Annotated in this window: 24 protein-coding genes, 4 tRNA genes, 1 pseudogene and 1 riboswitch; of the genes and pseudogenes, 9 read left to right on the plus strand and 20 right to left on the minus strand. The window is 63.0% G+C overall.

Annotated elements, in window-relative coordinates; genetic code table 11:
• Positions 1 to 51 precede the first annotated feature (51 nt).
• Together E5E96_RS04580 and E5E96_RS04585 are read right to left on the minus strand one after the other, a co-directional pair.
• Positions 52 to 384 (minus strand): hypothetical protein, encoded by a 333-nt coding sequence (locus tag E5E96_RS04580; RefSeq protein WP_016352131.1) that lies wholly within the window; start codon positions 382 to 384, stop codon positions 52 to 54.
• A 335-nt stretch (positions 385 to 719) separates the two neighbouring features.
• Positions 720 to 1586, minus strand: coding sequence for a DMT family transporter (locus E5E96_RS04585; protein ID WP_050490575.1), 867 nt, complete (start codon positions 1584 to 1586; stop codon positions 720 to 722).
• 103 nt (positions 1587 to 1689) lie between these two features.
• Here E5E96_RS04585 and E5E96_RS04590 point away from each other — a divergent pair, with 103 nt between their 5' ends.
• Entirely contained in the window at positions 1690 to 2148 is a 459-nt protein-coding gene (locus E5E96_RS04590; protein ID WP_016352133.1) for an Lrp/AsnC family transcriptional regulator, read from the plus strand.
• 117 nt (positions 2149 to 2265) lie between these two features.
• On the opposite strand, the gene E5E96_RS04595 is transcribed toward E5E96_RS04590, so the two are convergent.
• The 4 genes from E5E96_RS04595 to treR all read right to left on the minus strand — a co-directional run bounded on the left by E5E96_RS04595 (position 2266) and on the right by treR (position 7174).
• Positions 2266 to 2871: a sugar O-acetyltransferase gene (locus E5E96_RS04595; RefSeq protein WP_171281641.1), complete on the minus strand. Its 606-nt coding sequence runs from the start codon at positions 2869 to 2871 to the stop codon at positions 2266 to 2268.
• A 3-nt stretch (positions 2872 to 2874) separates the two neighbouring features.
• Entirely contained in the window at positions 2875 to 4536 is a 1662-nt protein-coding gene (gene treC, locus E5E96_RS04600) for an alpha,alpha-phosphotrehalase (RefSeq protein WP_171281642.1), read from the minus strand.
• Positions 4537 to 4604: 68 nt separating this feature from the next.
• The gene (gene treB / locus E5E96_RS04605) at positions 4605 to 6035 is read right to left on the minus strand and encodes a PTS trehalose transporter subunit IIBC (protein WP_016352136.1); all 1431 of its coding nucleotides are present in this window, start codon (positions 6033 to 6035) and stop codon (positions 4605 to 4607) included.
• A gap of 191 nt (positions 6036 to 6226) precedes the next feature.
• A complete protein-coding gene (treR, locus tag E5E96_RS04610; protein WP_171281643.1) occupies positions 6227 to 7174 on the minus strand; it encodes a trehalose operon repressor TreR in 948 nt (315 codons plus the stop codon).
• Positions 7175 to 7313: 139 nt separating this feature from the next.
• On the opposite strand from treR, the gene E5E96_RS04615 reads away from it, so the two are divergent.
• The 3 genes and pseudogenes from E5E96_RS04615 (at position 7314) to ansB (ending at position 9749) form a co-directional block, all read left to right on the plus strand.
• Positions 7314 to 8264 (plus strand): AEC family transporter, encoded by a 951-nt coding sequence (locus tag E5E96_RS04615; RefSeq protein ID WP_171281644.1) that lies wholly within the window; start codon positions 7314 to 7316, stop codon positions 8262 to 8264.
• A gap of 100 nt (positions 8265 to 8364) precedes the next feature.
• Complete coding sequence (locus tag E5E96_RS04620; RefSeq protein WP_011707532.1) at positions 8365 to 8559, plus strand: heavy-metal-associated domain-containing protein; 195 nt, start codon at positions 8365 to 8367, stop codon at positions 8557 to 8559.
• Positions 8560 to 8691: 132 nt separating this feature from the next.
• Positions 8692 to 9749, plus strand: a pseudogene (gene ansB, locus E5E96_RS04625) (L-asparaginase 2).
• A gap of 90 nt (positions 9750 to 9839) precedes the next feature.
• On the opposite strand, the gene E5E96_RS04630 reads toward ansB, so the two are convergent.
• Entirely contained in the window at positions 9840 to 10826 is a 987-nt protein-coding gene (locus E5E96_RS04630; protein ID WP_253264704.1) for a sodium:calcium antiporter, read from the minus strand.
• Positions 10827 to 10915: 89 nt separating this feature from the next.
• Positions 10916 to 11022, minus strand: a riboswitch (yybP-ykoY riboswitch).
• A gap of 195 nt (positions 11023 to 11217) precedes the next feature.
• Here E5E96_RS04630 and E5E96_RS04635 point away from each other — a divergent pair.
• A complete protein-coding gene (locus tag E5E96_RS04635; protein ID WP_010635988.1) occupies positions 11218 to 11805 on the plus strand; it encodes a superinfection exclusion B family protein in 588 nt (195 codons plus the stop codon).
• A gap of 60 nt (positions 11806 to 11865) precedes the next feature.
• On the opposite strand, the gene E5E96_RS04640 is transcribed toward E5E96_RS04635, so the two are convergent.
• The 4 genes from E5E96_RS04640 to E5E96_RS04655 form a co-directional block, all read right to left on the minus strand.
• Complete coding sequence (locus tag E5E96_RS04640; protein WP_010635987.1) at positions 11866 to 12324, minus strand: methylglyoxal synthase; 459 nt, start codon at positions 12322 to 12324, stop codon at positions 11866 to 11868.
• 88 nt (positions 12325 to 12412) lie between these two features.
• Positions 12413 to 14518, minus strand: a complete 2106-nt coding sequence (locus tag E5E96_RS04645; RefSeq protein ID WP_171281646.1) for a DUF885 family protein — start codon at positions 14516 to 14518, stop codon at positions 12413 to 12415.
• 202 nt (positions 14519 to 14720) lie between these two features.
• Positions 14721 to 15200, minus strand: coding sequence for a bacterioferritin (gene bfr / locus E5E96_RS04650; protein ID WP_011707537.1), 480 nt, complete (start codon positions 15198 to 15200; stop codon positions 14721 to 14723).
• A gap of 142 nt (positions 15201 to 15342) precedes the next feature.
• Positions 15343 to 15549: a bacterioferritin-associated ferredoxin gene (locus E5E96_RS04655; protein WP_016352142.1), complete on the minus strand. Its 207-nt coding sequence runs from the start codon at positions 15547 to 15549 to the stop codon at positions 15343 to 15345.
• Between the two features lie 137 nt (positions 15550 to 15686).
• Here E5E96_RS04655 and E5E96_RS04660 point away from each other — a divergent pair, with 137 nt between their 5' ends.
• Complete coding sequence (locus tag E5E96_RS04660; protein ID WP_011707539.1) at positions 15687 to 15998, plus strand: HlyU family transcriptional regulator; 312 nt, start codon at positions 15687 to 15689, stop codon at positions 15996 to 15998.
• Positions 15995 to 18061: a tRNA(Met) cytidine acetyltransferase TmcA gene (locus tag E5E96_RS04665; protein WP_171281647.1), complete on the plus strand. Its 2067-nt coding sequence runs from the start codon at positions 15995 to 15997 to the stop codon at positions 18059 to 18061. The genes E5E96_RS04660 and E5E96_RS04665 overlap by 4 nt, the downstream gene beginning before the upstream one ends.
• Here E5E96_RS04665 and E5E96_RS04670 read toward each other — a convergent pair.
• Positions 18048 to 18767 carry an SDR family NAD(P)-dependent oxidoreductase gene (locus E5E96_RS04670; protein WP_171281648.1) on the minus strand — a complete coding sequence of 240 codons (720 nt, stop codon included), beginning with the start codon at positions 18765 to 18767 and terminating at the stop codon, positions 18048 to 18050. The two genes, E5E96_RS04665 and E5E96_RS04670, sit on opposite strands and share 14 nt — an antisense overlap.
• 206 nt (positions 18768 to 18973) lie before the next feature.
• Between E5E96_RS04670 and E5E96_RS04675 the strand changes: the two genes are divergently transcribed.
• Positions 18974 to 19987 (plus strand): chemotaxis protein, encoded by a 1014-nt coding sequence (locus E5E96_RS04675; RefSeq protein WP_011707542.1) that lies wholly within the window; start codon positions 18974 to 18976, stop codon positions 19985 to 19987.
• Between the two features lie 60 nt (positions 19988 to 20047).
• Here E5E96_RS04675 and E5E96_RS04680 read toward each other — a convergent pair whose 3' ends face one another.
• Positions 20048 to 21220 carry a nucleoside recognition domain-containing protein gene (locus tag E5E96_RS04680; protein WP_029302089.1) on the minus strand — a complete coding sequence of 391 codons (1173 nt, stop codon included), beginning with the start codon at positions 21218 to 21220 and terminating at the stop codon, positions 20048 to 20050.
• A 344-nt stretch (positions 21221 to 21564) separates the two neighbouring features.
• The gene (locus E5E96_RS04685; RefSeq protein WP_171281649.1) at positions 21565 to 22080 is read right to left on the minus strand and encodes a ClbS/DfsB family four-helix bundle protein; all 516 of its coding nucleotides are present in this window, start codon (positions 22078 to 22080) and stop codon (positions 21565 to 21567) included.
• A 112-nt stretch (positions 22081 to 22192) separates the two neighbouring features.
• Between E5E96_RS04685 and E5E96_RS04690 the strand changes: the two genes are divergently transcribed.
• On the plus strand, positions 22193 to 22525 hold the full coding sequence (locus tag E5E96_RS04690) for a hypothetical protein (protein WP_171281650.1): 333 nt from the start codon (positions 22193 to 22195) through the stop codon (positions 22523 to 22525).
• Between the two features lie 27 nt (positions 22526 to 22552).
• Here the strand turns inward: E5E96_RS04690 and E5E96_RS04695 are convergent, their stop codons facing one another.
• From E5E96_RS04695 to plsY, 6 genes are all read right to left on the minus strand, one after another.
• Complete coding sequence (locus E5E96_RS04695) at positions 22553 to 23896, minus strand: potassium channel family protein (protein ID WP_039213987.1); 1344 nt, start codon at positions 23894 to 23896, stop codon at positions 22553 to 22555.
• 259 nt (positions 23897 to 24155) lie between these two features.
• Positions 24156 to 24231, minus strand: a tRNA-Asn gene (locus E5E96_RS04700).
• A gap of 45 nt (positions 24232 to 24276) precedes the next feature.
• A tRNA-Phe gene (locus tag E5E96_RS04705) sits at positions 24277 to 24352 on the minus strand.
• A gap of 3 nt (positions 24353 to 24355) precedes the next feature.
• A tRNA-Thr gene (locus E5E96_RS04710) sits at positions 24356 to 24431 on the minus strand.
• A gap of 52 nt (positions 24432 to 24483) precedes the next feature.
• Positions 24484 to 24559 (minus strand) — tRNA-Phe (locus E5E96_RS04715).
• 47 nt (positions 24560 to 24606) lie between these two features.
• The gene (gene plsY / locus E5E96_RS04720; RefSeq protein WP_016352149.1) at positions 24607 to 25269 is read right to left on the minus strand and encodes a glycerol-3-phosphate 1-O-acyltransferase PlsY; all 663 of its coding nucleotides are present in this window, start codon (positions 25267 to 25269) and stop codon (positions 24607 to 24609) included.
• Between the last annotated feature and the right edge of the window lie 125 nt (positions 25270 to 25394).

A 25394-nucleotide genomic window follows, 5' to 3' on the forward strand; every position in this document is an offset into this window, starting at 1 on the left:
TATCGGTCAAACCGGTGCGGTCTGCGGCCATCGCGCCAGGGCGTCGTCGGCTTAGCGCTGCTTGCCGCTGCCGATACCGAACGGGATGCGGTAGTCGCTGCTCTGATCACCCAGGCTCACGGTCAGGTTGCCCTGGGTGCGGCTCGGGATCTGCACTTGCTGGGTGCCCATCAGGTTGGCATGGACGGAGGCAACCACGTCGCCAGACTCGTCACGCACTTCTAGCATGGGGTTGGCCTTGCCTTCGACGGCGGCGGTCGCGTGCCAGTTCACAAACAGCACGCCCGGGGCGGCGTTGAAGTCAGCCGGAACGGAAGCCTGGGCGAAACCTGCGGTCATCAGGCCTGCAACGGCCAGCATCTTGATTACGTTTTTCATGTTCATTCACTCTCTTGGTTTTTATGTCATTGCCTGGGCCGACGGGCCCGAATCAATGCATCCTTGCAAGAGGTTATTCAAATAGTGTGTTGTTCTTTCACCGACATCCGGCACCCTGTTTGAGAGTGCCACAGCCTTGAACGACCAGTTATTTGGCCGCTTGGCGTTCCTGCCTAAGCGTTGAGTGAATATTAAACATCCAGGCTCGCCATTGTTAGCGAGATAAACTGGCCTAGATGTTCAAAAAATCTGAAGTGGCTGTACATCCCGGGTTCAGCGAAGAGCAGACCCCCACCGGCGAGGTCATGAGGATAATTCGGCTGCCGTACGGGCCCGGCAGATCACGCCGGCTCAGTGCGCCGGCGCCCGCCCTGCCAGGTGGTACCCATGGAGGCGACGATGATCGCCGCTATCCCTAGCCACTGGGCCGGGGGCAACTGTTCCCCCAGCAACAGCAACCCCATCAGGGCCCCCATGGCGGGTTCACCGCTGGTCAGAATGCCGTAGCTCTTGAGCGGCAGCCGGCGCAGGGCAAACATCTCGAGGGAGTAAGGGATCGCGCTGGAGAGCAGCCCTACCCCCACGATAGTCAGCACCACGGGCAGGGTGAAGGTGGCCTCGCTCGCACCACCGAGGCCGAAGGGCAGCACCAGCAAGGCTCCCACCCACATGCCCAGAGCCGGTGCCTGCGCCCCCAGCAGGGCACCGGCACGCTTGCCGGTCAGCATATAGAGCCCCCAGAACACCCCGGCCCCGAGCGCCAACGCCGCCCCCAGGGGATCGAGGGTCTGTTCGGCCGCCCGCAGCGGCAGCAATAACAGCAGGCCGACGATGGCCAGCGCTAGCCAGAGGAAGTCTGCCCGATGGCGCGAGCCGAGCAGCGCCACCGTCAAGGGGCCGATGAACTCGATGGCCAGTGCCACGCCGAGGGGGATCCGCTCGATCGCCAGATAGAAGAGCAGATTCATTGCTCCCAGCGACAGCCCATAGGGGATGGCCCCCAGCAGGGTGCGTCGATCGAAGGGCATTCGCCAGATCCGAAACACCAGCGAGAGGAGCAGGGCGGCGCATCCCAGTCGGAACAAGGTGGTACCGGCAGCCCCGATCAGGGGAAACAGGGACTTGGCCAGCGAGGCGCCGAGGGTAATCGACAGCATGGCGAGGATGACCGCCAGCAGGGAGGAGAAAGCAGTGGTGTTCGGCGGCATCTTGTTCAAACCTGAGCAGACAATGAGAAGTAAAATATATCTGGCGACGGCCGTAATTTCGGTCTAAAACTGGCCCTATTCGATAATTTTTATCTCTCTTCCCATGACCGACAAATTCGATCTGCTCATCCTCGCCGAACTGCAGCAGGATGCCCGCCTGCCGATCCCCGAGCTGGCCCACCGGGTCGGCCTCTCGGCGCCGGCCTGTTACCGCCGCGTGCGGGCGCTGCGGGAGGCAGAACTCATCGAACGGGAAGTGGCACTGGTGGCACCGGCCACCATGGGCTGGCCCATCACCATGCTGGTGCTCGTGACGCTGGAGCGGGATCACGGCCGCATCGTCGATGAGATGATTGCCAGCTTGCAAGGGGAGCCGGAGGTCATGGACCTCTGGTACGTCACGGGGGAGCAGGACTTCGTGCTGCAGGTCGCCGCACGGGACATGCAGAGCTACGACCTGTTTACCCGGCGGGTGCTGCATGCCAGGGAGCAGGTGCGCAGCTTCAAGACCCTGGTGGTCATGAAACAGCACAAACGCTGCGGAGCCTTGCTGCCTGCCTGAGGTGAGAACGGCTGCCGGGTCGGGCCGGCACGTCCTTGGGAAGAAATGCGATGAAGGATGGCGCCTTGAACGCGGCGCCAGAGGTCAACCGGGGCGGGATTGCCCGCCCCGGCTGGGTCAGACCGCCGCCAGCTCCTCCGCCGTCATCGGCCGCAACACCTTGCACGGGTTGCCGGCCGCCACCACACCTGCCGGCACATCCTTGGTCACCACCGAACCCGCGCCGATGACGCTGTTGTCCCCTATGGTGACGCCGGGGCAGATGACGACGCTGCCACCGATCCAGACGTTGTGGCCGATCCGTACCGGCTTGCCGAACTCCACCCCCTTGATGCGCGGCGCCACCGCCACCGGGTGAGCGGCGGTGTAAATCTGCACCCCGGGCGCCAGCAGCACGTTGTCGCCGATGTGCACCTCGCACACATCGAGGATGGTGCAGCCCACGTTGGCGTAGAAGTTCTCCCCCACGAAGATGTTGGCACCATAGTCGCAAAAGAACGGCGGGTTGATGGCGCACGCTTGGCCACGGCCGCCCAGTAGTTCATGGAGCAGGGCATCCCGCGCCGGTTTCTCCTGCCAGCTGGTGTTGAAGGTGTGATAGAGCCTGCGGCAACGCTCGCGCGCCGCTTTCAGTTCAGGGTCGCCTGCATCATAAGGCGCCCCTGCTACCATCTTCTGCCACTCCACGCCGCGCACCGCCGTCTTTGTCATCACCTCGCTCATCGTCTACTCCACCAGCCAGATCAGGGATTCATAAGGGCGCAGCATACAGGACTGCGGCCGGGCCGGGCTATCGGGGTAGTTGCCCAGCAGCAGGCGCCCCTTGCCGGTGGCCAGCTCGTCCGGCAGGGCGAAGGTGGCCGGCTCGCCGTAGAAGTTGCTCACCACCAGCAATGTCTGGCCGTTGGCACGGCGGGCATAGGCCCAGATCTGCGGGTGCCCTGCCAGCAGCTCCTGATAATCCCCCTGGGTGAAGATGGGATGAGTCTTGCGCAGGCGGATCAGATCCCGGTAGTGCCAGAACACCGAGCTCTGGTCGGCCAGCGCCGCCTCGGCGTTGATCACCGGGTAGTTGGCGGCGGGCTTGAGCCAGGGCGTTCCGCTGGTGAAGCCGGCGTTGGGGGCGGCGCTCCACTGCATCGGGGTGCGCGAGTTGTCGCGGGACTTGGCGCCGAGAATGGCCAGGATCTCGGCCTCGCTCATCCCTTCAGCCTGCTTGATGGCGAAGATGTTGCGGCTCTCCACATCCTGGTAGTCATCGATGTGCTGATAACCGGGGTTGGTCATGCCGATCTCCTCCCCCTGATAGATGTAGGGAGTGCCCTGCAAACCGTGCAGCGTGCTGGCCAGCATCTTGGCGGCCACCACCCTATGCTCGCCCTCGTCACCGAAGCGGGAGACGATGCGCGGCTGATCGTGGTTGCACCAGAACAGCGCCGACCACCCCTTGCCGTGCATGCCGCTCTGCCAGTGGTTGAAGATGCGCTTGAGCTCGAGGAAATCGAACGGCGCCTTGGTCCACTTGTCGCCGTTGGGGTAATCCACCTTGAGGTGGTGGAAGTTGAACACCATGGAGAGCTCGGAGCCATCCAACGCGCCGTAGCGCTGGCAATCCTCCAGCGAAGTAGAGGACATCTCCCCCACCGTCATGGCACCGACCGGGGCGAAGACGTCGCGGCTCACGTCCTGCAAAAATTCGTGGATGCGCGGCCCGTCGGTGTAGAAGCGGCGGCCATCGCCCACCTCGTCGTTCGGGAACGCCTGATCCTTGGAGATGAGGTTGATGACGTCGAGCCGGAACCCATCCACCCCCTTCTTGGCCCAGAAGTGGATGATGTTTTTCACCTCGGCACGTACCGCCGGGTTTTCCCAGTTGAGATCCGCCTGCTCGCGGGCAAACAGGTGCAGGTAGTACTGACCGGTGAGCTCATCGAGCTCCCAGGCGCTGCCGCCAAATTTGGATTGCCAGTTGTTGGGCACACCGCCATCCACCGGATCGCGCCAGATGTAGTAGTCGCGGTAGGGGCTGTTTTTATCCCCCAGCGCCGACTTGAACCAGGCGTGCTCGGTGGAGGTGTGGTTCACCACGATATCCATCACGATGCGGATGTCGCGCGCGTGGGCGGCAGCCAGCAGCGCCTCGAAGTCGGCCATGGTGCCGTAGGCGGGGTCGATGGCAAGGTAGTCAGCGATGTCGTAGCCGTTGTCCACCTGCGGGGAAACGTAAACCGGAGTCAGCCAGAGGGCATCGACACCGAGGGTCTTGAGATAGTCGAGGCGGGCCATGATCCCCTTGAGATCGCCGGTGCCACGGGCAGCGGAATCCTGAAAGCTCTTGGGGTAAATCTGGTAAATCACGGCGCTCTGCCACCAGGGTGTTTGGCTCATGGGTCTTGCTCTTGTCTCGAATGAAAAAGGGAGAGGGCGACCCCTGCGGGTCGCCCTGATGCGTGGGATCAGGCGCTGGCCTGGGCCAGCTTGCCGGCCGCCTGCTGGCGCTTGTAGACCAGCAGGGTCAGCACCACAGGCACTACGATGGCAACCAGCATGGCGAGGGAATAAACGGCCCAGTATTGCGGCTGGATGGAGAGGATGCCCGGCAGGCCCCCTACCCCGATGCCGTTGGCCATCACCCCGGCGAAACCGCAGATGAGGGCTGCGAGGCTGGAGCCCACCATGGCGCACAGCATGGGGAACTTGTACTTGAGGTTGATACCGTACATGGCCGGCTCGGTCACCCCAAGGTAGGCGGAGATGGCGGCAGGCACCGAGATCTCCCGCTCGTTCTCCTTGCGGCTGATCAGAATGATGCCGACGACCGCAGACGCCTGGGCGATGTTGGAGAGGGCGATCAGCGGCCAGATCGGGGTACCACCCATGCTCTGCATCAGCTGCAGATCCACCGCGTTGGTGGTGTGGTGGATGCCGGTGATGACCAGCGGCGCATAGAGGAAGCCGAACAGGGCGGCTCCGATGGGAGCAAACGAACCTGTCATGGCGGCCTTGGCGGCAAAGCCGACGCCGTCACCCAGCCAGCGACCGAACGGACCGATAAAGGCGTGGGCCACGATCACCGCCAGCAGCAGGGAGATGAAGGGGACGATCACCAGATAGAGATAGGCCGGAATGATGCGCTTGAGGTTGGTCTCCACCCAGGCCAGGAATACCCCCGCCAGCAGGGCCGGAATGACCTGGGCCTGATAACCCACCTTCTGGATGACGAACAGGCCGAAGTCCCACACCTCTGGGGTCTGCTGACCGATGCCGTAGGCGTTCATCAGTTGCGGGGAGACCAGGGTGATACCGAGCACGATACCCAGGATCTCGGAGCCACCCATCTTCTTGACCGCAGACCAGCAGACGCCCACCGGCAGGAAGTGGAAGATCGCCTCGCCCAGCAGCCAGAGGAAGGCATGCACCTGAGCCCAGAACTGGCTGATCTCGGTGAGGGTGTGAGTGCCATCGTCGAACATCTTGATGTCGCCGATGACGTTGCGAAAGCCCAGGATCAGACCGCCGGTAATGATGGCGGGCAGCAGCGGCACGAAGATCTCCGCCAGATGGGAGATGCCCCGCTCCAGCGGATTCATGTTCTGGCGCGCCGCCTGCTTGGCGGCCTCCTTGCTGCCGCCGCTGACGCCGATCTCTTCGGTCAGCGCCTTGTACCACTGCTCCACCTCGTTGCCGATGACCACCTGAAACTGGCCGCCCTGGGTGAAGCTCCCCTTCACCGCCGGGATGGTTTCGATGGCTTTGCTGTCGGCCTTGGCCGGATCGTTGAGGACGAAGCGCAGCCGGGTCAGGCAGTGGCTGACGGTGGCGATGTTCTCCTTGCCACCGATCTTGTCGATGAGCGTGGCCAGGTGTTGTGCGTTGATCTTGGACATGAGTCTTCCCTCTGTGACTCCATTGATATTGGTCTGCGTCGCCCTTTTGGGCCAGTCAGTGGGCCCGAGCGTTTTTGGTATCTTTCCCATTTAGCATGCCGACAATCTGGCCAGATCAAAATGGGAACGTTCCCATTTCGTGGCCGAGCTCACAAAAAGCACAGTTTTTGTGCAGGACTAGGTGATGGCAATCACAGCGGGTGGCTGGGGGCTATGGTCGCCAGCGGGGGCAGATCCTGCTCGATCTGGCCGAGCAGCTGACGGGCCGCCTGCTCGCCCGCCCCCTTGTAGCCGAGATCCAGGCTGAGGGCGTTGGGGAAGAGAAAGCTGAGCATGGGGTTGTTGCCAAGGCCGGTCACCAGCACCTCGCTGCGCCCCTGCTCCTGCAGGTACTTCGCCGCGCCGATGGCGAGGGTGTCGCTGGCGCAGACCAGAGCGCCGGTAGTCGGGGTGAGCAGCTCCCCCGCCAGCCGGTAGCCACTCTGCAGGCTGAGATCGCCGAGGGCGCTGCGCGCCGCCAGCCCCTGCTCAACACAGTAGTCGAGGTAGGCGTCGAGCCGGCGCTGTCCGGTGGTGAGGTCGGTTGTATCCACCCCCAGGTAGGCGATATCGCGAATGCCGCGGGCGGCGAGCTGGTCCAGCATGGTGTGCACTGCACCGGCATCGTCAAAACAGACCGAGGAGAAGCCGGGGTGATCGCGGGCCACCAGCACCAGCTTCTCCCTGAGCGGCGCCATGGCGGCATAGTCCAGGTCGTTGAAGGCGAACAGGATGATGCCATCCACCCCGCGCCGCTCCAGCACCGCCAGATGCTCCTGCACCTTGGCGGGGGAGAACTTGCTCTCCATAAGCACGGCGTCGTAACCGCGCTGGTAGAGGGTCTCCAGCATGCCGCGCACCGCCTGGTTTTCCGAGCTGGAGTCGAGCCGCGAGACGATGATCCCCACCACCTGCTGGCTCTGGCTGCGCATGGCTCGCGCCGACTTGCTCGGCACGAAGCCGTGTTCGGCGATGATCTGCTCCACCCGATCGCGGGTCGCCTGCTTCACCTTGGGATCCTGATTGAGCACCCGGGAGACGGTCGACTTGCCGACACCACTGAGTCGGGCGATATCGAGGATGGTCAGTTTTTTGTCCATGAAGTGGCTCACAGGGGCTCGGCGGTGGAATTGCCCACATTGTTGTGATTAACCCCTGTGAATACAAGCCCATGGCGTTAGAATGCCCCTTTGGCCCCGGCGAACGCCGTGCCATTCGCCATCGCACAGGACGCGTATTATGGATCTGTTGGCAAGTCTGCACTTCTCCCTCTCCATCACGGGCCCCATCTGCGTGGTGCTGCTGCTCGGCATCTGGCTCAAGCAGCTGGGTCTGTTGCCCGACAGCTTTGTCGAGTCCGCCTCCCGCCTGGTGTTCCAGGTCACCCTGCCCGCCCTGCTGTTCCTCAGCATGGTGCGCACCGACTTTTCCACCATGCCGAGCCCCTGGCTCATCCTCTACGGCCTGCTCGGCACCCTCACCGGCTTTCTGGTGCTGGAGCTGCTGGCGGCCCGCTTCATCCCCGAGCGACGCCAGCGCGGCATCTTCGTGCAGGGCAGCTTTCGCGGCAACATGGGGATCATGGGGCTGGCCTATGTACAGAACGCCTACGGCGCCGAGGGGATCGGCGCCGCCGCCCTGCTGGTGGGCTCGGTCACCGTGCTCTACAACGTGCTCGCGGTGATCACCCTGACCCGCAGTCTGGGGGGCAGCAAGGGGATCAAGCCGATCCTCAAGGGGATCGCCAAAAACCCTCTCATCATCGCCATTCTGTCCGCCCTGCCCTTCGGCCTGCTGGGCATAGAGCTGCCCCAGCTGGTGATCACCACCGGTAACTACTTTGCCAACATGACCCTGCCGCTGGCCCTGCTCTGCACCGGTGCCAGCCTCAATCTCAAAGCCCTGCGCGGGGGCGCCCTGCTGACCGGCTGGGCCACCGTCAACCGGCTGTTCTGCATCCCGGTGCTGCTGGTGATGGGGGCCTGGGCGCTGGGCTTCAGCCCGCAGGCACTTGGCATCCTGTTTCTCATCAGCTCCACCCCCACCGCCGCAGCCAGCTATGTGATGACCCGCGCCATGGGGGGCGACAGCGTGCTGGCAGCCAACATCATCGCCACCACTACGCTGGGTTCGCTGGTCAGCACCAGCCTGGGCGCAGCCCTGATGAACTACCTGGGACTGATGGGCTAGCCAGCAGCAAACGTGCTGGCCCTCACTCCCTCATCACCCCCTTGACCTTGCCGCGGGCGGCAGCTTTACGCTGACTGCCTATCAACAGAGGAGATATCCCATGACCATCGAACTCACCGTCTCCGGCATGTCCTGCGGTGGCTGCGCCGCCAGCCTGCAAAAAGCCCTGCTGGCCCAGCCTGCCGTCAGCACCGCCAGCGTCGACTTTGCCAGCAGCAAGGCCGTCATCGAGAGCGAACTGAGCAAGGCCGAGCTGATCGCCCTGATCGAAGCCAAGGGCTTTTCGGCGAGTTAAATTATCTCCATATAGGTATAAAACAGGTTAAAATTCTGTACCCAGCTGTTTTTTGGTGAGAGTCATCACAAACCCCGGCGACAGAAAGCGCAAACTTGCTGCAATTTTTCTCACCTCAGAAGGATTTGCTGCATGACTCTCCCGATCCGCAAGACCCTGCTCGCCGCCGTCGTTGGCCTGACCCTCTCCCCCTGGCCATGGCCCTGCCGCAGGTTCATATCCTGGCGACCGGTGGCACCATAGCCGGTGCGGGACAGTCCGCCACCCAATCCAACTATGAAGCGGGCAAGGTGGCCATCGAGACCCTGATCGCCGCCGTGCCCGAGATGAAGAACGTGGCCGACGTGCAGGGCGAGCAGGTGGTCAAGATCGGCTCCCAGGACATGAACGACGAGGTGTGGCTCAAGCTGGCCAAGCGGGTCAACGAGCTGCTGGCCAAGGATGACGTGGACGGCATCGTCATCACCCACGGCACCGACACCATGGAAGAGACCGCCTACTTCCTCAACCTGACCGTCAAGAGCGACAAGCCGGTAGTGCTGGTCGGCGCCATGCGTCCCTCCACCGCCATGAGCGCCGACGGTCCGATGAACCTCTACAACGCCGTGGTGACCGCCTCTGACCCCGCCTCCAAGGGGCGTGGCGTCATGGTGGCGATGAACGACACCGTGCTCGATGCCCGCGACGTCACCAAGACCAACACCACAGGGGTGCAGACCTTCGCCTCCCCCAACTTCGGCCCGCTCGGCTACATCCACAACGGCAAGATCGACTATCAGCGCAGCCCGGCCCGCCTGCACACCAGCAAGACCCCGTTTGACGTGAGCAAGCTCGACAAGCTGCCGCAGGTCGGCATCGTCTACAGCTACGCCAACGCCACCGATCTGCCGGCCAAGGCGATGGTGGATGCCAAGTTCGACGGCATCGTCAGCGCCGGGGTGGGCAACGGCAACCTCTACCACACCCTGTTCGACACCCTGGCCAAGGCGAGCAAGGATGGTATCCGCGTCGTGCGCTCTGCCCGCGTACCGACCGGCTCCACCACTCTGGATGCCGAGATCGATGACGCCAAATACGGCTTCGTCGCCGCCGAGACCCTCAACCCGCAAAAAGCGCGGATCCTGTTGATGCTCTCGCTCACCCAGAGCAAGGATCCGGCCCAGATCCAGCGCTGGTTCCAGCAGTTCTGACCTCCTTGCCGGCATCGGCCGGCAAGGGATGATGACAACAACAAGGGCGGGACATGATCCCGCCCTTTTGCATGCGATGTGGCTGGTGCCTCAGTTCGCCATCAGCCAGCCGCAGAAGCCAAGATAGATCAGCCCCACCCAGGCTAGCCTGCTCGCCGTCATCCGCTCCCGACTGAACCCCCACCACAACAGCACAACCGCCAGCAGCGTCACCAGCGAGGAAACCATCATGGTGCTGTCCAGCAGCCAGGGGGTGAACAACAGGCAGAACGCCTTGGGAATGGTGCCCTGGATCATCATGGCCCCCGAGATATTGGCCAGCGCCAGCCGGTGCTTGCCCTGCCGCACCCAGATCAGCACGTTCATCAGCTCGGGCATCTCGGTCGCCACCGGGCTCAGCAACAGGGCTGCCAGCACCGGCGAGAGGCCGAACAGCTCGCCCATGCTCTCCAGCTGGTGAACGAACAGCTGGGCCGCCAGCGCCACCACCACCAGCGCCACCAGGGTTTGCAGCAGCACCTTGCCGAGCGCCGGGATCTCGGCACCCGGATCCAGCTTGAGGGGCTCTGGCAACTCGACCTCGTGGCTGTCGGTCTGTTTCAGCTCGCGCCGCACATAGACCAGATACACCAGCACGAACAGCGGGGCCAGCCAGGTTTTACCGGTGAAGGCCACCATGCCGAGGGCGACCGCCACCAGGAAGATGCCGACGAACCAGGCCTGATCGCGGCCTATCTCGCGCTGCACCTCGCCATCGATGGCCCTGTGCTCGCGGCTCATGCACAACAGCAGGGTCACGCCGACGGCGGCATAACCAATGGTGGAGAGTACCAGCGGACCGCCGAGGGCGGCGCCTATCCCGATCTGCTGCTGAGAGGGGGCATCCCCCATCAGCAATGCGGTCAGGGTAACGATGCATTCGGGCAGGGCCGTGCCGAGGGCCGCCAGCAGGGAGCCGGTGGCGCTCTGGGAAAACTTGAAGTGGTGGCCGGTCCATTCGATGCCGTTGACGAAATATTCGCAGGCCAGATAGATGGTGACGGCAGAGAGCAGAAATAACAGCAGGGTGATCAGCATGATGAGTAACCGCCAGGCGAGCAGAACAACCAATGGACCCGATACGGCTCGCCCGGCTGGCTTGCATATCGAGGCCAAAGGTCTTGCAGAGCGATGGATGCCATCGCCGCCCATGCCATGGATCTGAGGATCCAAGAATGTTGACATGAGCCCTGCCCGGATCACGGGCGGGTTGCTACTCCCCTATGACAGTGCGGGCTTTTTACCAAGTTGAGCGCCGCCTCACAAGGCAAACTAATGATCATTCGCTCAACAAGTTGTAAGGGAATGTAACCGCCCTATCCACCATCTTTGCCGTCCGGATCCACTCCCCTGCCGCTGAATGCTTCTCCTTGGCACACCGTTTGCTATGAGATGACTACTGTCCACACTGATTTGGGAAGGGTGAACGATGAAACGGTGGATCCAACATTTCTATCAACTGAACCGCCTCAACTGGCTGATGGTCTGGCTGCTGCTCTGCTGCAGCATCATCCTGCTGTTTCCGGCCGGTTTGATGAAGGGGGCCGTCAGCCAGTGGGCCGCCACACACGCCGCCTGGCTCGGCGTCGGCATGCTGATCGCCATCTCCTACTTCTGCAGTCAGGGCTTCCTGATCGCCTGGGAGTGGGCCTGCGACGAGTGGCAGTCCCGCCGCCAGCAGGATCAGTTGGCCCAGATGATCTCCTTTCTCGACTTCAACGAGAAGGCGGTACTGCGCGAGTTCGTGCTGCAGCGCAAAAGCGTCATAAACTTGCCGATCACCGAGCCTGCCGTCAAAAACCTGATGGATGCCGGCGTACTGACCTATGCCTATGGCAAACCGGTGCGCGAGAAAGAGGACGAGAACCAGATCCGCGCCCTGATGATCGCCCTGCCGGCCCGGCCGCTGCTCACCTACAAGGTGCTGGGGTTATCGCGCGGCAAGATGAGCGACGAGCAGGTGGAGCAGATCATGAATGCCAGACCCAAGTTCGCGCAGAAAAGCTTCCAGCGCTGATCTTCGTTCCCGCCAATAAAAAGAGCCGGCCCCTTGGCCGGCTCTGTCGTTTCTGCCCCGTTACTGGGTTCTGGCCTTGAGATAGCCGGCGTAGTCCGGGATCTGCACGCTGAACGCCTGGCGCATGTGGGGGCTGTCCATGATGAAATCGGCGGTCGCCTCGTTGGTGGCGACCGGGATGTTCCAGACTGCCGCGAGGCGCAGCAAGGCCTTCACGTCCGGATCATGGGGCACCGCATTGAGGGGATCCCAGAAGAAGATCAGCACATCGATCTTGCCCTCGGCGATCAGGGCGCCGAGCTGCTGGTCGCCCCCCATGGGGCCGGAGAAGAGACAGGTGATCGGCAGTTGTGCCTGCTTGCCGAGCATGGTGCCGGTGGTGCCGGTGGCGTAGAGGTGGTGGAGCTTCAACTCCTCCTTGCGCCGCATCACCCAGTTCAGCAGGGGGGTCTTCATGTTGTCGTGAGCCACCAGCGCCACTCGCTTGTGGGCCGCCATCTCACGGGCGATCTGTTCCATGGACATCATCCGTAGCAGTGTTGTTTGAATAGAGCCGTATCCTAATCGAAAGCGGCGCCCGTTGCCTTGCCGGGCGCCGTAACTGTGATCACTTCGACTGTTCAATCCACTGCTTGTTCTTCTGCTCCAGCACCGAGATGGGCAGCATGCCGTATTCCAGCACATGGTGGTGGAACGCCTTGAGGTCAAAGCCTGTGCCCAGCGCCTGCTCGGCCGACTCCCGCATCCGGATCAGCGCCAGCTGGCCTGCCTTGTAGGAGGTCGCCTGGCCGGTGTAGGCCATGTAGCGCGGCACCTCGGAGCTGATGTCCCCCGCCCCCAGCGCCGAGTTCTCCTTCATGTAGTTGACGGCCTGGTCGTGGCTCCAGCCATACCAGTGAATGCCGGTATCCACCACCAGCCGCATGGCCCTCAGCATCTCTTCGTTGAGGCGGCCGAAGTACTGCAGCTGGTTGTTGAAAGCGGACGAGCCCTCGACCTTCACGTCCCCCACCGCCGGATCATAGAGACCACGCCCCTGATAGAGCCCCATGTCGTGATCCGCCAGGTATTCGGTGTAGAGCGCCCAGCCCTCCGCATAGGCGGTGTAGGAGGCGTTCGCCACGTACTGCGGGAAGTCGGGATCCTTGGCGGCCAACTCCTGGGCGATGGTGATCTGGAAGTGGTGGCCCGGCGCCGCCTCGTGGGCCAGCAGGGTGCTGATGTTCCAGCTCTGCAGACCATAGGGGTAGTAGGTGTTGAGGAAGAACTGCCCCTTGCGGCCCGTCTGCGGGTTGCCGTCCTGATACCAGGCCACCCCGCCGTATGGCGCATCCGCATAGGAGACGGGCACCACCTCGTAATCCAGCTTGGGAATGGTACGCTCGGCATCGAAGAAGTCCGGCAGCACCAGCGCAGCCTTGCTCTTGAAGGCGTTGTACTCCTGCAGTGCCCGCTCGTGTTCGGCCAGCGCCTGTTGCTGCGGCCCGCTCAGGGTCGCCCCGGCTGCATTGTCCGGGTTGAGGCCGGCCGACCAGACCGCCAGCGGGTTCTGATAGAAGAAGGCCGGCTCGTTCAGATAGCGGAAGAAGGCGTAGATCTGGCCGCTCTGCTTGCTCTGGGTCACGTCGTCGCTGTCACACTTGCCGACGGTATGGCACACCTTGACCATGGCGCCAAAGATCCGCTCCACCTCGCTCAGCCCCAGCGCATGCACCTGCTCCGGCGTCATGTCGGTAGTGGTGTGCTTCTTGAGCAGCCAGCGATACCAGTCGCGCCCGTTGGTCATGCCGCAGAAACCGTCGTCGCACTCGCCGCTGCCAAGGCGCACCGCATAGGCGCCGCCGTGCTGGTAATCCAGGTAGTCGCGCAGCGCCAGATAGCGGCCGTTGATGCTGTCCAGCACCCCCTTGTACTCGCTGCGCAGCGCCTCATCCGCCTCTCCCGGCAGTTGCTGCCAGCCGAGATAGGCGCCGGCGATCGCCTCCCCATCCAGCTTGCTGTTGAGCTGGGCCAGCAGCCGGTCCACCAGCTCGTCCGGCAAGGTGTTGCCCTGGGCGCTGCCCAGTTCGAACTGGTGCTTCACCTCGGCAAGGTAGCCGTCATAGGCCTTGAGCCAGGTGAGGTGCTCCTGATACCAGGCCAGTGGCGCGGTAGCGGCCCTCGCCTTGCTCACCGGAACCGGGGCTGCGGCCGGGCGATCGATATCGCGCCGCCAGGCGGCATCCCCCGGCGCAACCCGCTCGGCCGAGCTCTGCTCGAAGTAGTCGAAGCCGCGCTCGACGGTGCGGGTTGCCCTGCCGCTGGCCGGGGCGGCCCCCACCTCATCGGCCAGATCCACCACCCGGTTGCGGAAGTGATGGATCGGGATCTGGGACTGGGGCAGATCGTAACCCGCCAGGTTGATCTGCAGATCCCAGCGTATCATGTCGTAGAACAACCGGTCCCGTTCGCTCAGCACGCTCGAGTCCAGGGCATCCAGCCGTTTGAGCAGGGAACTGTCGAGGGCCTTGCGCTTGGCGATACTGGCGGCATCGATGGCAAAACCGTAGGGGTCCAGCGCCTGGCCTTCGCGCAGGGCCTCGTCCATGGTTTGCATCAGAGAGGCCTTGGTGGCGGCGGGATCCGCCGGGGCGTTGGAGCTGTTGTCATTGCAGGCAGCGAGCGAGAGTGCGATGGCGCAAGCCAGCGCCAGCTTGTTGGGCAAGAAGTGCATGGTGTAGTCCTTTAACCGTTGTTATTGTTTGTCCCCAATAAGGGGTTCCAATAGTGCATCTCTCCCGCGTACTTTTTTGCGACCTGATTAACAAAAATAAGCTTACTTTTCATGATGATAAGCCTCATGAAAAGCTATGCAGCCAGACATTAAAAAACCCGCCGAAGCGGGTTTTTAAATCGTTTTTTCATGCCATAACTATTCAGGAGCCGCCGTGATGCAGCTGGGACTGCTGATAGTTCTCCAGCCCGATGCGATCGATGAGATCGAGCTGGGTCTCCAGCCAGTCCACGTGCTCCTCCTCGTCTTCCAGGATCTCCTGGAACAGGTCGCGGCTGATGTAATCCTGCACCGACTCGGCGTAGGCGATGGCGACCTTCAGATCCGGGATGGCATCCATCTCCAGCGACAGGTCGCAGCGCAGCATCTCCTCCACCGTCTCGCCGATGCGCAGCTTGCCCAGATCCTGCAAGTTGGGCAGCCCTTCCAGAAACAGCACCCGCTTGACCAGCTCGTCGGCGTGTTTCATCTCATCGATGGACTCGTGATACTCCTTGTGCCCGAGCGCCTTGAGGCCCCAGTCATCGTAGATGCGGGCATGCAGAAAGTATTGGTTGATGGCTATCAGCTCATTGGCCAGCACCTTGTTGAGGTGGGCAATGATCTTGGGATCTCCTTTCATCGACAGTGCTCCTTGGTTCGTGCCTGAGGCTGAGATCCTTAGAGCTTAGTCCAGAAAAGTGACAACAAAAGGTCCGGCGAGCCAGCTCGCCTGCGGGAAGGGATTGAAAAGACGGGCCGGTTTAACCGGCGACAGGCCCTGCTCAGGCCACCTCGTAGTAGAGCGGCGCCTGTTCCAGCTCGGCCTTGTCGAGTTCGGCGGCGATGATCTCCATGGTCATGCGCACACATTTGCCACACTGGGCACCCACTTCGAGCGACTGCTTGAGCTGGCGAAACTCGGTCTTGCCTGCCTGTACCGCCTTGCGGATCTGGGAATCTGTGATGCCGCGGCACAAACAGACGTACATAGTGTTTACCTCATGCTGGATTGCCATGAAATCTAAATGAGAATGGTTCGTAGTGCAAATAACGATTGGTAATAAGATCCCCCGCTTGCCAGCCATCAACCCCTTGGTGACAATGCCCTGTCACTGAGGGAAACATCATGCTCAAGAAACTGTTCACTGCCCTGTTTGGCGGCCAGCCCGCTGCGGTCGCCGAAGTCACTCCCACCGAATACGCCGGCTACCTCATCTATCCCGAGCCCATGGCCGAAGGGGGTCAGTATCGACTGGCTGGCCGCATCACCAAGGAGCTGGATGGCGTGCTGCAGACCCACCGCTTCATCCGTTCCGATCTGTTTGCCAACCCCGCCGATGCGGAGCGCTTCATGGTGCAGAAGGCGCACACCTTCATCGACCAGATGGGGGATCGCATGTTCGAGCCCCGCAAACCGGCCGACAGCACCGCCTCATGATGCCGGCTGCGCTCGACGAGTTGCGCCAGGCGCTGACCCGCACCGGCGAACGGCGGCTGATCTGGCTGGAAGGTGACGAGGCCGATTGCATCGCCCGAGCCGAGGTGCTGCTAAGCGGCGTCAGCTACTGGCTGGGGGACGGCCCGAGCGAGCACCACCCGCAACCGGCAGCCAAGGCGTTGCAGCGGCTCGGTCAGGAGTGCGACACGCTTGTGTTTAATACTTTCAGCGGTTTTCACCCCGACGCATTCGGGGCGCTGGCGGGCACCTTGCGGGCAGGCGGTCTGCTGCTGTTGCTGACCCCGCCGCGGACCCAATGGCCAGCCTGGCCGGATCCAGACCGGGTACGGCTGGTGGCACAACCGGAGGACATGGTGCTGGCGGGTCACGGCTTTCTCGCTAGGCTGGTGCGGCTGCTGGCGGGTGACCCTGCCCTCGATCTGATCCCACCAGCCACGACGACCCCGTGGCAGCCGGTTGGGCCAGCGCAGCCATGGAGCTGTGATCAGGCGCACGCCCTGCCCGCCATCCACAAGGTGTTGCACGGTCACCGCCGCCGCCCGCTGGTGTTGAGCGCGGATCGGGGCCGCGGCAAGAGCAGCCTGCTGGGGCTGGCCGCCGCCGAGCTGCTGCGCCAGCAACCCGATCTGCAGATCGTGGTGACGGCGCCCTCCCAGGCCACGGTCGCCACCCTGTTTGCCCACGCCGCCCGTGCCCTTGAAGACGCGCCACAGCTGCTGGCAAGGCTCAGCTACTGCTCGCCGGATCGGCTGGTGCACGAACCGCTGCAACCCGATCTGCTGCTGGTGGACGAAGCGGCCGCCATTCCGACCCCGCTGCTGGAAGCCATGCTGGCCCGGCACGGCCGCATCGTCTTCGCCACCACAGAGCACGGCTACGAGGGCACCGGGCGCGGTTTTCACCTGCGCTTCAAGCGGGTACTCGATCGCGAGACGCCCGGCTGGCAGGAGATCCACCTGGCCGAGCCGATCCGCTGGAGCAGCCGGGATCCGCTGGAGCCGCTGGTGTTCCGGCTGCTTGGCCTCAATGCCGAGGTCGAGACGCCGCCAGCGCCCACCCAGCCTGGCTGGCGCCGGCTAGAACAGGATGCACTGGCTGCCGATGAGGGGCTGCTCCATCGGGTGTTCGGCCTGCTGGTGCTGGCCCACTACCAGACCACGCCGAGCGACCTGCGTTACCTGCTGGAGAGCCCGGCCCTCGACATCCACCTGCTGGAGCAGGGTCAACATCTGCTCGGGGTGGCGCTGGTGGCCCGAGAAGGAAAGATAGCAGACGAGCTGGCCGAGGCGATCTGGGCCGGGCGGCGCCGTCCGCGCGGCCATCTGCTGCCCCAGTCGCTGCTGGCGCACGCCGGCTTCAAAACCGCAGGCGCACGCAGCTATGCCCGGGTGATGCGCATCGCCATTCATCCGACGCTCCATCGCCATGGGCTGGGGTCGCTCCTGCTGGCCCACCTCGAACAGCATTATCAGGCGGCAGGGCTCGACTATCTGGGCTCCGCCTTCTCGGCCAGCGCCGACTTGTTGCCATTCTGGCGCAAGGCCGGGCTCAGGGTGCTGCGCATCGGCCTGCAGCGAGATGCCGCCAGCGGCAGCCACGCCGCCCTGCTGCTCAAGGCGCTGCAACCGGCCCGCACCGCCGAGCTGGCCGGCTGGCACCAGCGTTTCGTGCGCCAGCTGCCCACCCTGCTGGCGGGCGAGCTGAAAAATCTTGAATCCGAGCTGGTGTGGCAGTGCCTGCAAGATGGTGAGGCCAGCTCGAGCGGGCTCGATGGCTTTGATCAGGATGAGCTGGCCTGCTTTGCCCACCATCACAAGCCGTTCGAGCTGTGCCAGCCCAGCCTGCAGCGCTGGCTGGCGGGCAACCTGACACAACTGGCGCAGCTTGACCCCGCCGAGCGGCAACTGCTGATCGCCACCATCTGGCAATATGCCGACTGGGGAGCACTGGCGGCCAGGCTGCAACTGGCTGGCAAGCCAGCGGTCATCAAGGCGCTGCGCAGCCTGCTGGCCCGGCTGCTGCCGCCCGCTACCACTCGATAGGCTCGCCTCGCCAGTCGAGGTAGCTCAGCTCGCCATCCGCTGTCAGCCGCGCCATCAGCGTCACCAGATGCGCGGCAGCCCGTTGCGGGCTGTGCAGGCTGTCGGCGGCCAGGTTGCCGTGAAATGGTCGCGAGAGCTGGGTATCCACCGTGCCCGGATGGAACGCCAGCAACTTGACGCCAGGCGCCCGTCTGGCGAGCTCGATGGCGGCACACTTGAGCAACATGTTGAGAGCCGCCTTGGCGGCGCGATACCCATACCAGCCCCCGGCGCGGTTGTCGCCGATGCTGCCGACCCGGGCACTGAGCACCGCCAGGGTACAGGGGCTCGACCCCAGCAACGGCAGCAGCTGGCTGATCCAGCGCAGCGGCAGCAGGGCGTTGGTCTGGTAGAGCTGGGTCATGGCCTCGAGGTTGAGCGCCTCGAGCCGCTTCTCCGGCCGGATGCCGCCCTGTTGCAGCAGGCCGTTGCAGATCACCAGCCAGCGCGGCCTCGGCGCCAGCTCGCCGATGCGGGCCACCACCTCTGCCAGCTGTTCATCACTGTAATCGCAGCGCAGCCAGTGCAGCTTGCTGCTGTTGAGCCCCGCCGGTTGCGGCTGGCGACTGACGGCGATGACGGGCGCGGCGCCCGCCGCCAGCCAGTGTTCGACCAAGGCGCTTCCCAGCCCTCCGCCAGCGCCGATCACCACAACACTCTCTTCCATGACGAGCCCCCTTGTGGCGAGTGTGATGGCCTTCTCCATCGCCCCGCGCTTTTCCTGATAGGCTGATACGCGCCTTCCAGCCTGCGGGATCAAGCGGTTATGGAGGCGATCTTGTGTGGATCCCGCCGTCGTCGGCGGATCCATTCCTATACTGAGGGAAAACCGCAGCGGGTGCTGCCAGCGCAACCAGAAGCACGAGAGTGACCATGATGTCCAAAGACGGGGAAGAGCGTAAATCCATCCTGACCGAGAGCGGCACCAACGAGCTCGAGATCATCGAATTCCACCTCAAGAAGCAGCTACCCGATGGCCGCGAGAAAATAGCCTATTACGGCATCAACGTCGCCAAGGTGCGCGAGGTGATCCGGGTGCCAGAGACCACCGACTACCCCAATGCCCAGCGCCACATGGTGGGGGTCTTCTCCCTGCGCGAACGGCTGATCCCGCTGGTGGATCTGGCCGGCTGGCTCGGCATCCGCACCAACCCGGACAACAGCAACAAGGTGGTCATCGTCACCGACTTCAACAAGATGGCAAACGGCTTCCTCATCGACAGCGTCAGCAGGATCCACCGGGTCTCCTGGGAGGATGTGGAGTCCCCCAGCCAGTTCCTGGAGGCGGGCGAGAATGACTGCGTGGTGGCCGTGGTCAGGCGCGACGGCAACCTCATCATGATCCTCGACTTTGAGAAGATCATCGCCGACATCAACCCAGAGCTCAGCATGGAGAAGTACGATGTGACCCAGGATCGCAAGGTCATCATCGACGATCGCATGATGGCCATGCGCCAGGCCAAAACCATTTTGGTGGTGGACGACTCCGCCTTCATCCGCAAGATGATCGAGACCACCCTGCGCACTGCGGGCTACAACGTGGTGACCGCCAAGGACGGGGGCGACGGGCTGGAAATGCTGATGGAGTTCGATCGCCTGTCGCAGGAGGAGAAGATCCCGGTGGCCGAGTTCGTCAGCGGCATCATCACCGACGTGGAGATGCCCCGCATGGATGGCATGCACCTGCTCAAGCGGCTGCGCGATACCCCCGCCTTCAAGACCACCCCCATCGTCATGTTCTCGTCGCTGATGAGCGATGACAACCGCCACAAGGCGCTGCAGCTGGGCGCCAACGACACCATCACCAAACCGGAGCTGGGCCGCATGGTCGGCATGATGGACAACTTCCTGCTCGGCATCCCCATCCCCAGACCCGGCAACCTGTGAGGCCGCCGAACGACCACGCAAGCAAAAGGGCGCCGAGGCGCCCTTTTGCTGCTTGATGGCTCAACCCAGCCAAAGATAGAGCTGGTGAGCCGCCACTCCGGCGCACAGGCCGCCGATGGTGTGGGCCACGATGGCACGGGAGGTGAGATGGCGATAGCCGAGCGCATCCAGCATGGCGGTGTGGGTGCTCAAGAAGCCACTCCAGCACATGCCCATGGCGGTGAACACCGCCACCTCGTTGCCGGTGATCCAGCCCTTGCCGATGAAGGGGGGCACCAGCGACATAGCGGCCCCGACCGCCCCCAGCGAGGTGACCGGGAAGGCCACCAGCTCGGCGTGGGTGAAGCCGAACAGCAGCTCGAACAGCCAGCCCACCTTGGCCGCCAGCACCGGCAGCAGCGCTACCCCCTGGAAAGCCTCACCGCTGTAGCCCTGCTCGCCAGGGCCGAAGGTCAGCAGCATCACGAAGGTGCTGATGATGAGCACCCCCGGGATCACCGCCATCCCCAGCTCCACTCCGGACTTGCCACCGTCCAGCAGGGCGTTGAGCACCCGCAGCCAGGTCGGGGCGGCTTCCTGGCTCAGACCCGGTTTGGCCCCCACGCTCGCCACCTCGTCGGTGATCGGGGTCTCCCCCACCAGCGGGCGGATCATCCGCTGCATCAGCCGGGTCGACACCACGGAGCCGATGAGAGCGCCGAGCAGGCCGATCAGCGCCGCGCTGGCGGTGGACTCGCCGCCCGGCAGTTGCAGGGTGGCCATGAAGGTCACCACGATCAGTCCCATGCCGAAGGCAGTGCCGAAGTTGGTGAGCGACACCAGCTGCCAGGGGGTGAAGCCCTTGCGAAAGCGGCTGTCCTTGGCGAGGCTGATCACCGCCGGGTTGTCGGAGAAGAAGGTCATCAGGGCCGCCAATGCGGTGCGCCCCGGCAGCCGGAACACCGGTTTCATCAGCGGTGCCAGCAGCACCTCCAGCAGGCGGATCACCCCGAACTCGCTGAGCAGCTGGCTGAGCGCGCCAGACAGCACGGTAATGCCCATGATGAAGAGCACAGTATTGAGCAACAGCTGGTGGGCGGTGTTGAACAGGGTGTTGACCAGGGCGGAGAGGCCCATCTGGCTGCCGAGGTAGCCAAACAGGCTGCCGAGGATAACCAGCACCAATACCGGCTCCAGCCAGCGGCGAAGGGAGGCTGCCCCCTGGTGAGAATCTTTAACTGCTTGATTTTCCATACCAATCCTGAAATCTGTCGCTGTGTGGTGAGTATTGTTGTTATGGCACCCATAAAGCAGGAGCCCTTGTCTTGCGACAAGGGCTCCTTGAATGACTCTTCCTGCTGGCCGCGAACCCGTGCCATACGGATTGACGCTTCGCCGCGCTCGCGGCTGAACCAGGAAGGAAAAAACGGGTGGCCGGACGATCCTGTCCAGTCTGCCCGTCTCGCGTCAGCGCGCCGGCCCACGGCCAGCCCGGCGACGAAACGGGGCGGCAGTATAACAACTGGGGCCTGCCAGCGAAACAAGGGGGGAGACCTGCGCCTTGCCGCCCTCTAGCCTATGCTGGCCGCCAACGAGCCCTACGGCTTCACCCCTTCGCTCTTCAACCACTTGCGCAGCCGGCCGTTGGCGTTGTGATAGGGCGAGGCGGTATTGAACTGGATCATCCGTCCCAGCGGCCAGCGTTCATACCAGGGGCGACCATACAGCTCATCGTCGCTGCACTGCCCGATCAGCTCGACGATGCGGGCCCTGGCCGCCACCAGCCGGGTCAGCAGCTGCGGGTAGGTCAGCCCCTCATAGTCCCGATAGAATTTGTGCGCCAGCCCGCCCAGCTCGTTCCATTTAAAACCGGTCTCGGGAAAATCCACCGGCAGACCCGCCGCATCCCGCTCGATCCACTTGATCACCAGCTCATTCCAGCCGATGAGGTAAGCCACCAGATTGGCCACGCTCATGCGGGTGCCCTTGCTGTGCCCCTCCATCACCGGCTCTTGTGTCAGGCCCTCGGGGACGGCCTGCAAGGCCTTGAGCAGCTTGCCGAAGTTCGTCTCGATGGCGAGCAGCAGCTCGGCCTTGTCAGCAGGGATCCCCATCACTTTTCTCCTGAATGCCCGCCACCCGACAAGCGGCGGGCGAGATTGCCGTCCACGGCCGGCGCGGGTAAGCTCGCCCCATTGGCCATCCATCTACTCATCCAGCAGCACCATGAACGACCTCGTGACCTACATCAGGGCCATCCATCGCCAGGCGGGGCCGGCGATCATCGTCCGCCAGCAGAGTGAACAACACAGCGAGCAGGACGAGAGCGGCCCCCTGACGCATCATCGGCAGACCCATTACTGGTTTGCCAACGGCGTGGTCCTCTGCCACCAGCTGGAGCTGGACGAAGAGTCCTCCCCGCAGCTCTGCCCGGAGTGCTGGATCAGCTACCGGGTGGTCACCAGCCCCATTCCCATCACACCCGCCCGCAAGCTGTTCCACAACCCCTGCCAGGAGGCCTTCTGGCTCAAGATGCAGGAGATCACGCCAGCCGGCTGACCCGCTCGAGCGGTAGCCGACACCCCATCAATACTGCTTGGTCTTGGAGGCAAACCCCGCCAGGAACAGCCCGGTCAGGAACATGCCGCAGAAGGCCTCGATGGCGGACAGCAGTTGGAGCGGGGAGGAGGTCTGGGAGATGTCGCCATAGCCCAGGGTCACGAAGGTGACGATGCTGAAGTAGAGCGAGCGGCCCAGGTGGTGGTAGGTGACCGAGGCCGGCGCCAGAAAATAGGTCAGGGTCGCCAGCAGGATCACCCCCATTGACAGCAGCAGGCTGCGGATCGGCCGCTCGCCAAAGCCCCAGGTGATGAAGCTGATGAACTTGGCGGCGCACTTCAGGTAGCACAGCAGGGTGAGCCAGCCTTTCTTGAGCCAGCCGCTGCGCAGCCAGCACTCCTTGAACAGCTCCCTGGGGCTCGCCAGCGACTTCATCTCGTGCAGCTTCTCCTTGTAGTAGCACTCGCCGGCATCGACGGTATCACCCACGCTGGAGAAGAGCCGCTTGGCATTGCGGTAGAGCTTGCTGGCCTCGCTGTGATCGACCCGGCCATTCTCGTTGTAGGCCACCTGCACCTTGTCCAGGTTGGTGTGCTCCATGGTGGCGTCGAAGTTCTTGGCCCGCACGTTGAAGTTTTTCAGCACCGCCCGGGAGGAGTGAAAGCGGATCTCCTCGCACTCGATGGTGAAGTCCTGAAACACCCCGTCCTCCAGCGCCAGCTCCCGTTTCTTGGCCCAGGCCCTGTGGTCCCACAGCAGGGAGTCGAACAGATCGAGCCCGATCACCCCGCCGTTGACCCTCACCCCCTTGGCCGAGCAGTGCCACAGATAGACCTTGGAGTTGTTGACGGCGCCATCCAGCGAGAGTTCATCCAGGCAGGTGAAATCGAGCAGCCGGCCAGAGATGATGGGGCTTTTGAGCTCGACGCCACCGATGTTGAGCAGGCGGTGCTTGCCCAGTACCTGGGCCTCCCCCTTGTTGTTCTCGGAGACCGAGAGCAGGCTCTGCACCCGCTTCACCTCGTCCTTGCCGTGCTTGCCGGCCAGCCACATGCAGTAGGGTTCAAAGCGCGTCTCGGCACGGATCAACCCGCTCTTGCGCAGGGACTCCAGCGCGCTCGAGGCGGTCTCATAGAGCCTGATCTTGTCGTCGCTCATGTAGAGGCACAGGCTCAGCACGCAGCGGGAGCTGATGAAGCGGGCGATGCCGATCTGGAAGATCACCTGCTTGTCGATCTTCTGCTCCGTCATCCAGTCGTCAAAATGGGGCAGCGACGCCACCAGCAGATCCCAGATCAGGGGATAGTCGTTGGCCCGGCGCCACTCGTTGAACTGTTCGGGGGAAAGCTGCCAAAGCTCTGTTGCATTCATGGATGACCTCGCTCAAGAAACGGTTCCGTTTGCCTGCACCGGGCCTGGTACCCGATAAGCCTGCATGACCCGAACCGGGCAGGAGACGGACTCAGCAAGCCATCATACTAGCCGAGCCGACGAAGTCACTGATGGGGAGGGGACAGGGTGAGCAATGCGACAACTTGGCGCCGGTTGGCCCATTTATTGTCCGCAGTGAGTGCCAGACAGCGGCAAACGGGCAAAGAAAAAGCCCAGCATTGCTGCTGGGCTTTTGAATTGGCTCCTCCTACTGGACTTGAACCAGTGACATACGGATTAACAGTCCGCCGTTCTACCGACTGAACTAAGGAGGAATTGTACTTTGGAGACCAGATATCGCTATCTCATCGCCTTTATTGTGGTGCCCAGAGACGGAATCGAACCGCCGACACGGGGATTTTCAATCCCCTGCTCTACCGACTGAGCTATCTGGGCAAATGGTGCCGGCTACCGGAATCGAACTGGTGACCTACTGATTACAAGTCAGTTGCTCTACCTACTGAGCTAAGCCGGCACACTTTAAACCATTGTGCATGAACAAGTTTTTATTTCATGGCACCAAAATTTGGTGCCCAGAGACGGAATCGAACCGCCGACACGGGGATTTTCAATCCCCTGCTCTACCGACTGAGCTATCTGGGCGTGGGCGCTATTAAACGGATTTTAAGGCAGGTGGTCAACGGGAAATTTCACTTTTTGTCTCGTTCGTCTCTTTTTTGCTCAGGATCATCCATTTCCAGCACTTCTTCCTGCTCGGCGCGATTCTGGCGGCCCCAGACTCTGGGTTCCTCCCCCTTCAGCAGGCGGGCAATGTTCTCGTGATGGCGGATCAGAATGAGGCAGGAGAGCAGCGACACCGGCAACGTGTATTCCGGTTTGAGCAGGTAGGTAAAGAGCGGGGTCAGCAACACGGTAATGATGGAGGCCAGCGACGAATAGCCGCTCACCAGCAGCACCAGCAGCCAGGTGCCGATCACCGCGCCCCCCATGGTGAAGCCGATGGGCATCATGGTGCCGAGCGCCGTGGCCACTCCCTTGCCGCCACGAAAGTGGAAGAAGATGGGGTACATGTGGCCGAGACAGGCAGCCACCCCGATAAAGCCGAGGTAGACGGGTTTGATCTGCAGATACCAGGCGAGGTAGACGGGAGCCGTGCCCTTGAGCACATCGAGCAGCAGCACCACCACGGCCGCCAGCCGGCCACCGAGGCGCAGCACATTGGTGGCCCCCGGGTTGTGGGAGCCGTGATCACGGGGATCCGGCAGACCCGTGATGCGGGAAACCAGCACCGCACTGGACAGCGAGCCGCCCAGGTAGGCCAGAATAATCATCAAAATCGTCAGGGCCGTCATCTTGGTCGTTTTTACCACGATATGAATGGGGTATGATGCGGGCCACATTCTCTGGCGCCGACGTGGGGTTGCCCAACGCTTGTCGCCCAAACCGGCCGCCGGCACTCATCCGCTGGCCAGGCCTG

The organism is Aeromonas sp. 1805 (assembly GCF_013085525.1).
Taxonomy (GTDB): domain Bacteria; phylum Pseudomonadota; class Gammaproteobacteria; order Enterobacterales; family Aeromonadaceae; genus Aeromonas; species Aeromonas hydrophila.

Coding starts and splice junctions, on each gene's coding strand:
- E5E96_RS04615 (WP_171281644.1), top strand. CDS start 7,314: ATGGATCTGTTGGCAAGTCTGCACTTCTCCCTCTCCATCACGGGCCCC.
- E5E96_RS04660 (WP_011707539.1), top strand. CDS start 15,687: ATGCTCAAGAAACTGTTCACTGCCCTGTTTGGCGGCCAGCCCGCTGCG.
- E5E96_RS04680 (WP_029302089.1), bottom strand. CDS start 21,220: ATGGAAAATCAAGCAGTTAAAGATTCTCACCAGGGGGCAGCCTCCCTT.
- E5E96_RS04635 (WP_010635988.1), top strand. CDS start 11,218: ATGAAACGGTGGATCCAACATTTCTATCAACTGAACCGCCTCAACTGG.
- E5E96_RS04670 (WP_171281648.1), bottom strand. CDS start 18,767: ATGGAAGAGAGTGTTGTGGTGATCGGCGCTGGCGGAGGGCTGGGAAGC.
- E5E96_RS04665 (WP_171281647.1), top strand. CDS start 15,995: ATGATGCCGGCTGCGCTCGACGAGTTGCGCCAGGCGCTGACCCGCACC.
- E5E96_RS04630 (WP_253264704.1), bottom strand. CDS start 10,826: ATGCTGATCACCCTGCTGTTATTTCTGCTCTCTGCCGTCACCATCTAT.
- E5E96_RS04580 (WP_016352131.1), bottom strand. CDS start 384: ATGAACATGAAAAACGTAATCAAGATGCTGGCCGTTGCAGGCCTGATG.
- E5E96_RS04595 (WP_171281641.1), bottom strand. CDS start 2,871: ATGAGCGAGGTGATGACAAAGACGGCGGTGCGCGGCGTGGAGTGGCAG.
- E5E96_RS04590 (WP_016352133.1), top strand. CDS start 1,690: ATGACCGACAAATTCGATCTGCTCATCCTCGCCGAACTGCAGCAGGAT.
- E5E96_RS04695 (WP_039213987.1), bottom strand. CDS start 23,896: ATGAATGCAACAGAGCTTTGGCAGCTTTCCCCCGAACAGTTCAACGAG.
- E5E96_RS04640 (WP_010635987.1), bottom strand. CDS start 12,324: ATGGAACAGATCGCCCGTGAGATGGCGGCCCACAAGCGAGTGGCGCTG.
- treR (WP_171281643.1), bottom strand. CDS start 7,174: ATGGACAAAAAACTGACCATCCTCGATATCGCCCGACTCAGTGGTGTC.
- E5E96_RS04685 (WP_171281649.1), bottom strand. CDS start 22,080: ATGGGGATCCCTGCTGACAAGGCCGAGCTGCTGCTCGCCATCGAGACG.
- treB (WP_016352136.1), bottom strand. CDS start 6,035: ATGTCCAAGATCAACGCACAACACCTGGCCACGCTCATCGACAAGATC.
- E5E96_RS04655 (WP_016352142.1), bottom strand. CDS start 15,549: ATGTACGTCTGTTTGTGCCGCGGCATCACAGATTCCCAGATCCGCAAG.
- E5E96_RS04675 (WP_011707542.1), top strand. CDS start 18,974: ATGATGTCCAAAGACGGGGAAGAGCGTAAATCCATCCTGACCGAGAGC.
- E5E96_RS04645 (WP_171281646.1), bottom strand. CDS start 14,518: ATGCACTTCTTGCCCAACAAGCTGGCGCTGGCTTGCGCCATCGCACTC.
- bfr (WP_011707537.1), bottom strand. CDS start 15,200: ATGAAAGGAGATCCCAAGATCATTGCCCACCTCAACAAGGTGCTGGCC.
- E5E96_RS04620 (WP_011707532.1), top strand. CDS start 8,365: ATGACCATCGAACTCACCGTCTCCGGCATGTCCTGCGGTGGCTGCGCC.
- treC (WP_171281642.1), bottom strand. CDS start 4,536: ATGAGCCAAACACCCTGGTGGCAGAGCGCCGTGATTTACCAGATTTAC.
- E5E96_RS04585 (WP_050490575.1), bottom strand. CDS start 1,586: ATGCCGCCGAACACCACTGCTTTCTCCTCCCTGCTGGCGGTCATCCTC.
- plsY (WP_016352149.1), bottom strand. CDS start 25,269: ATGACGGCCCTGACGATTTTGATGATTATTCTGGCCTACCTGGGCGGC.
- E5E96_RS04690 (WP_171281650.1), top strand. CDS start 22,193: ATGAACGACCTCGTGACCTACATCAGGGCCATCCATCGCCAGGCGGGG.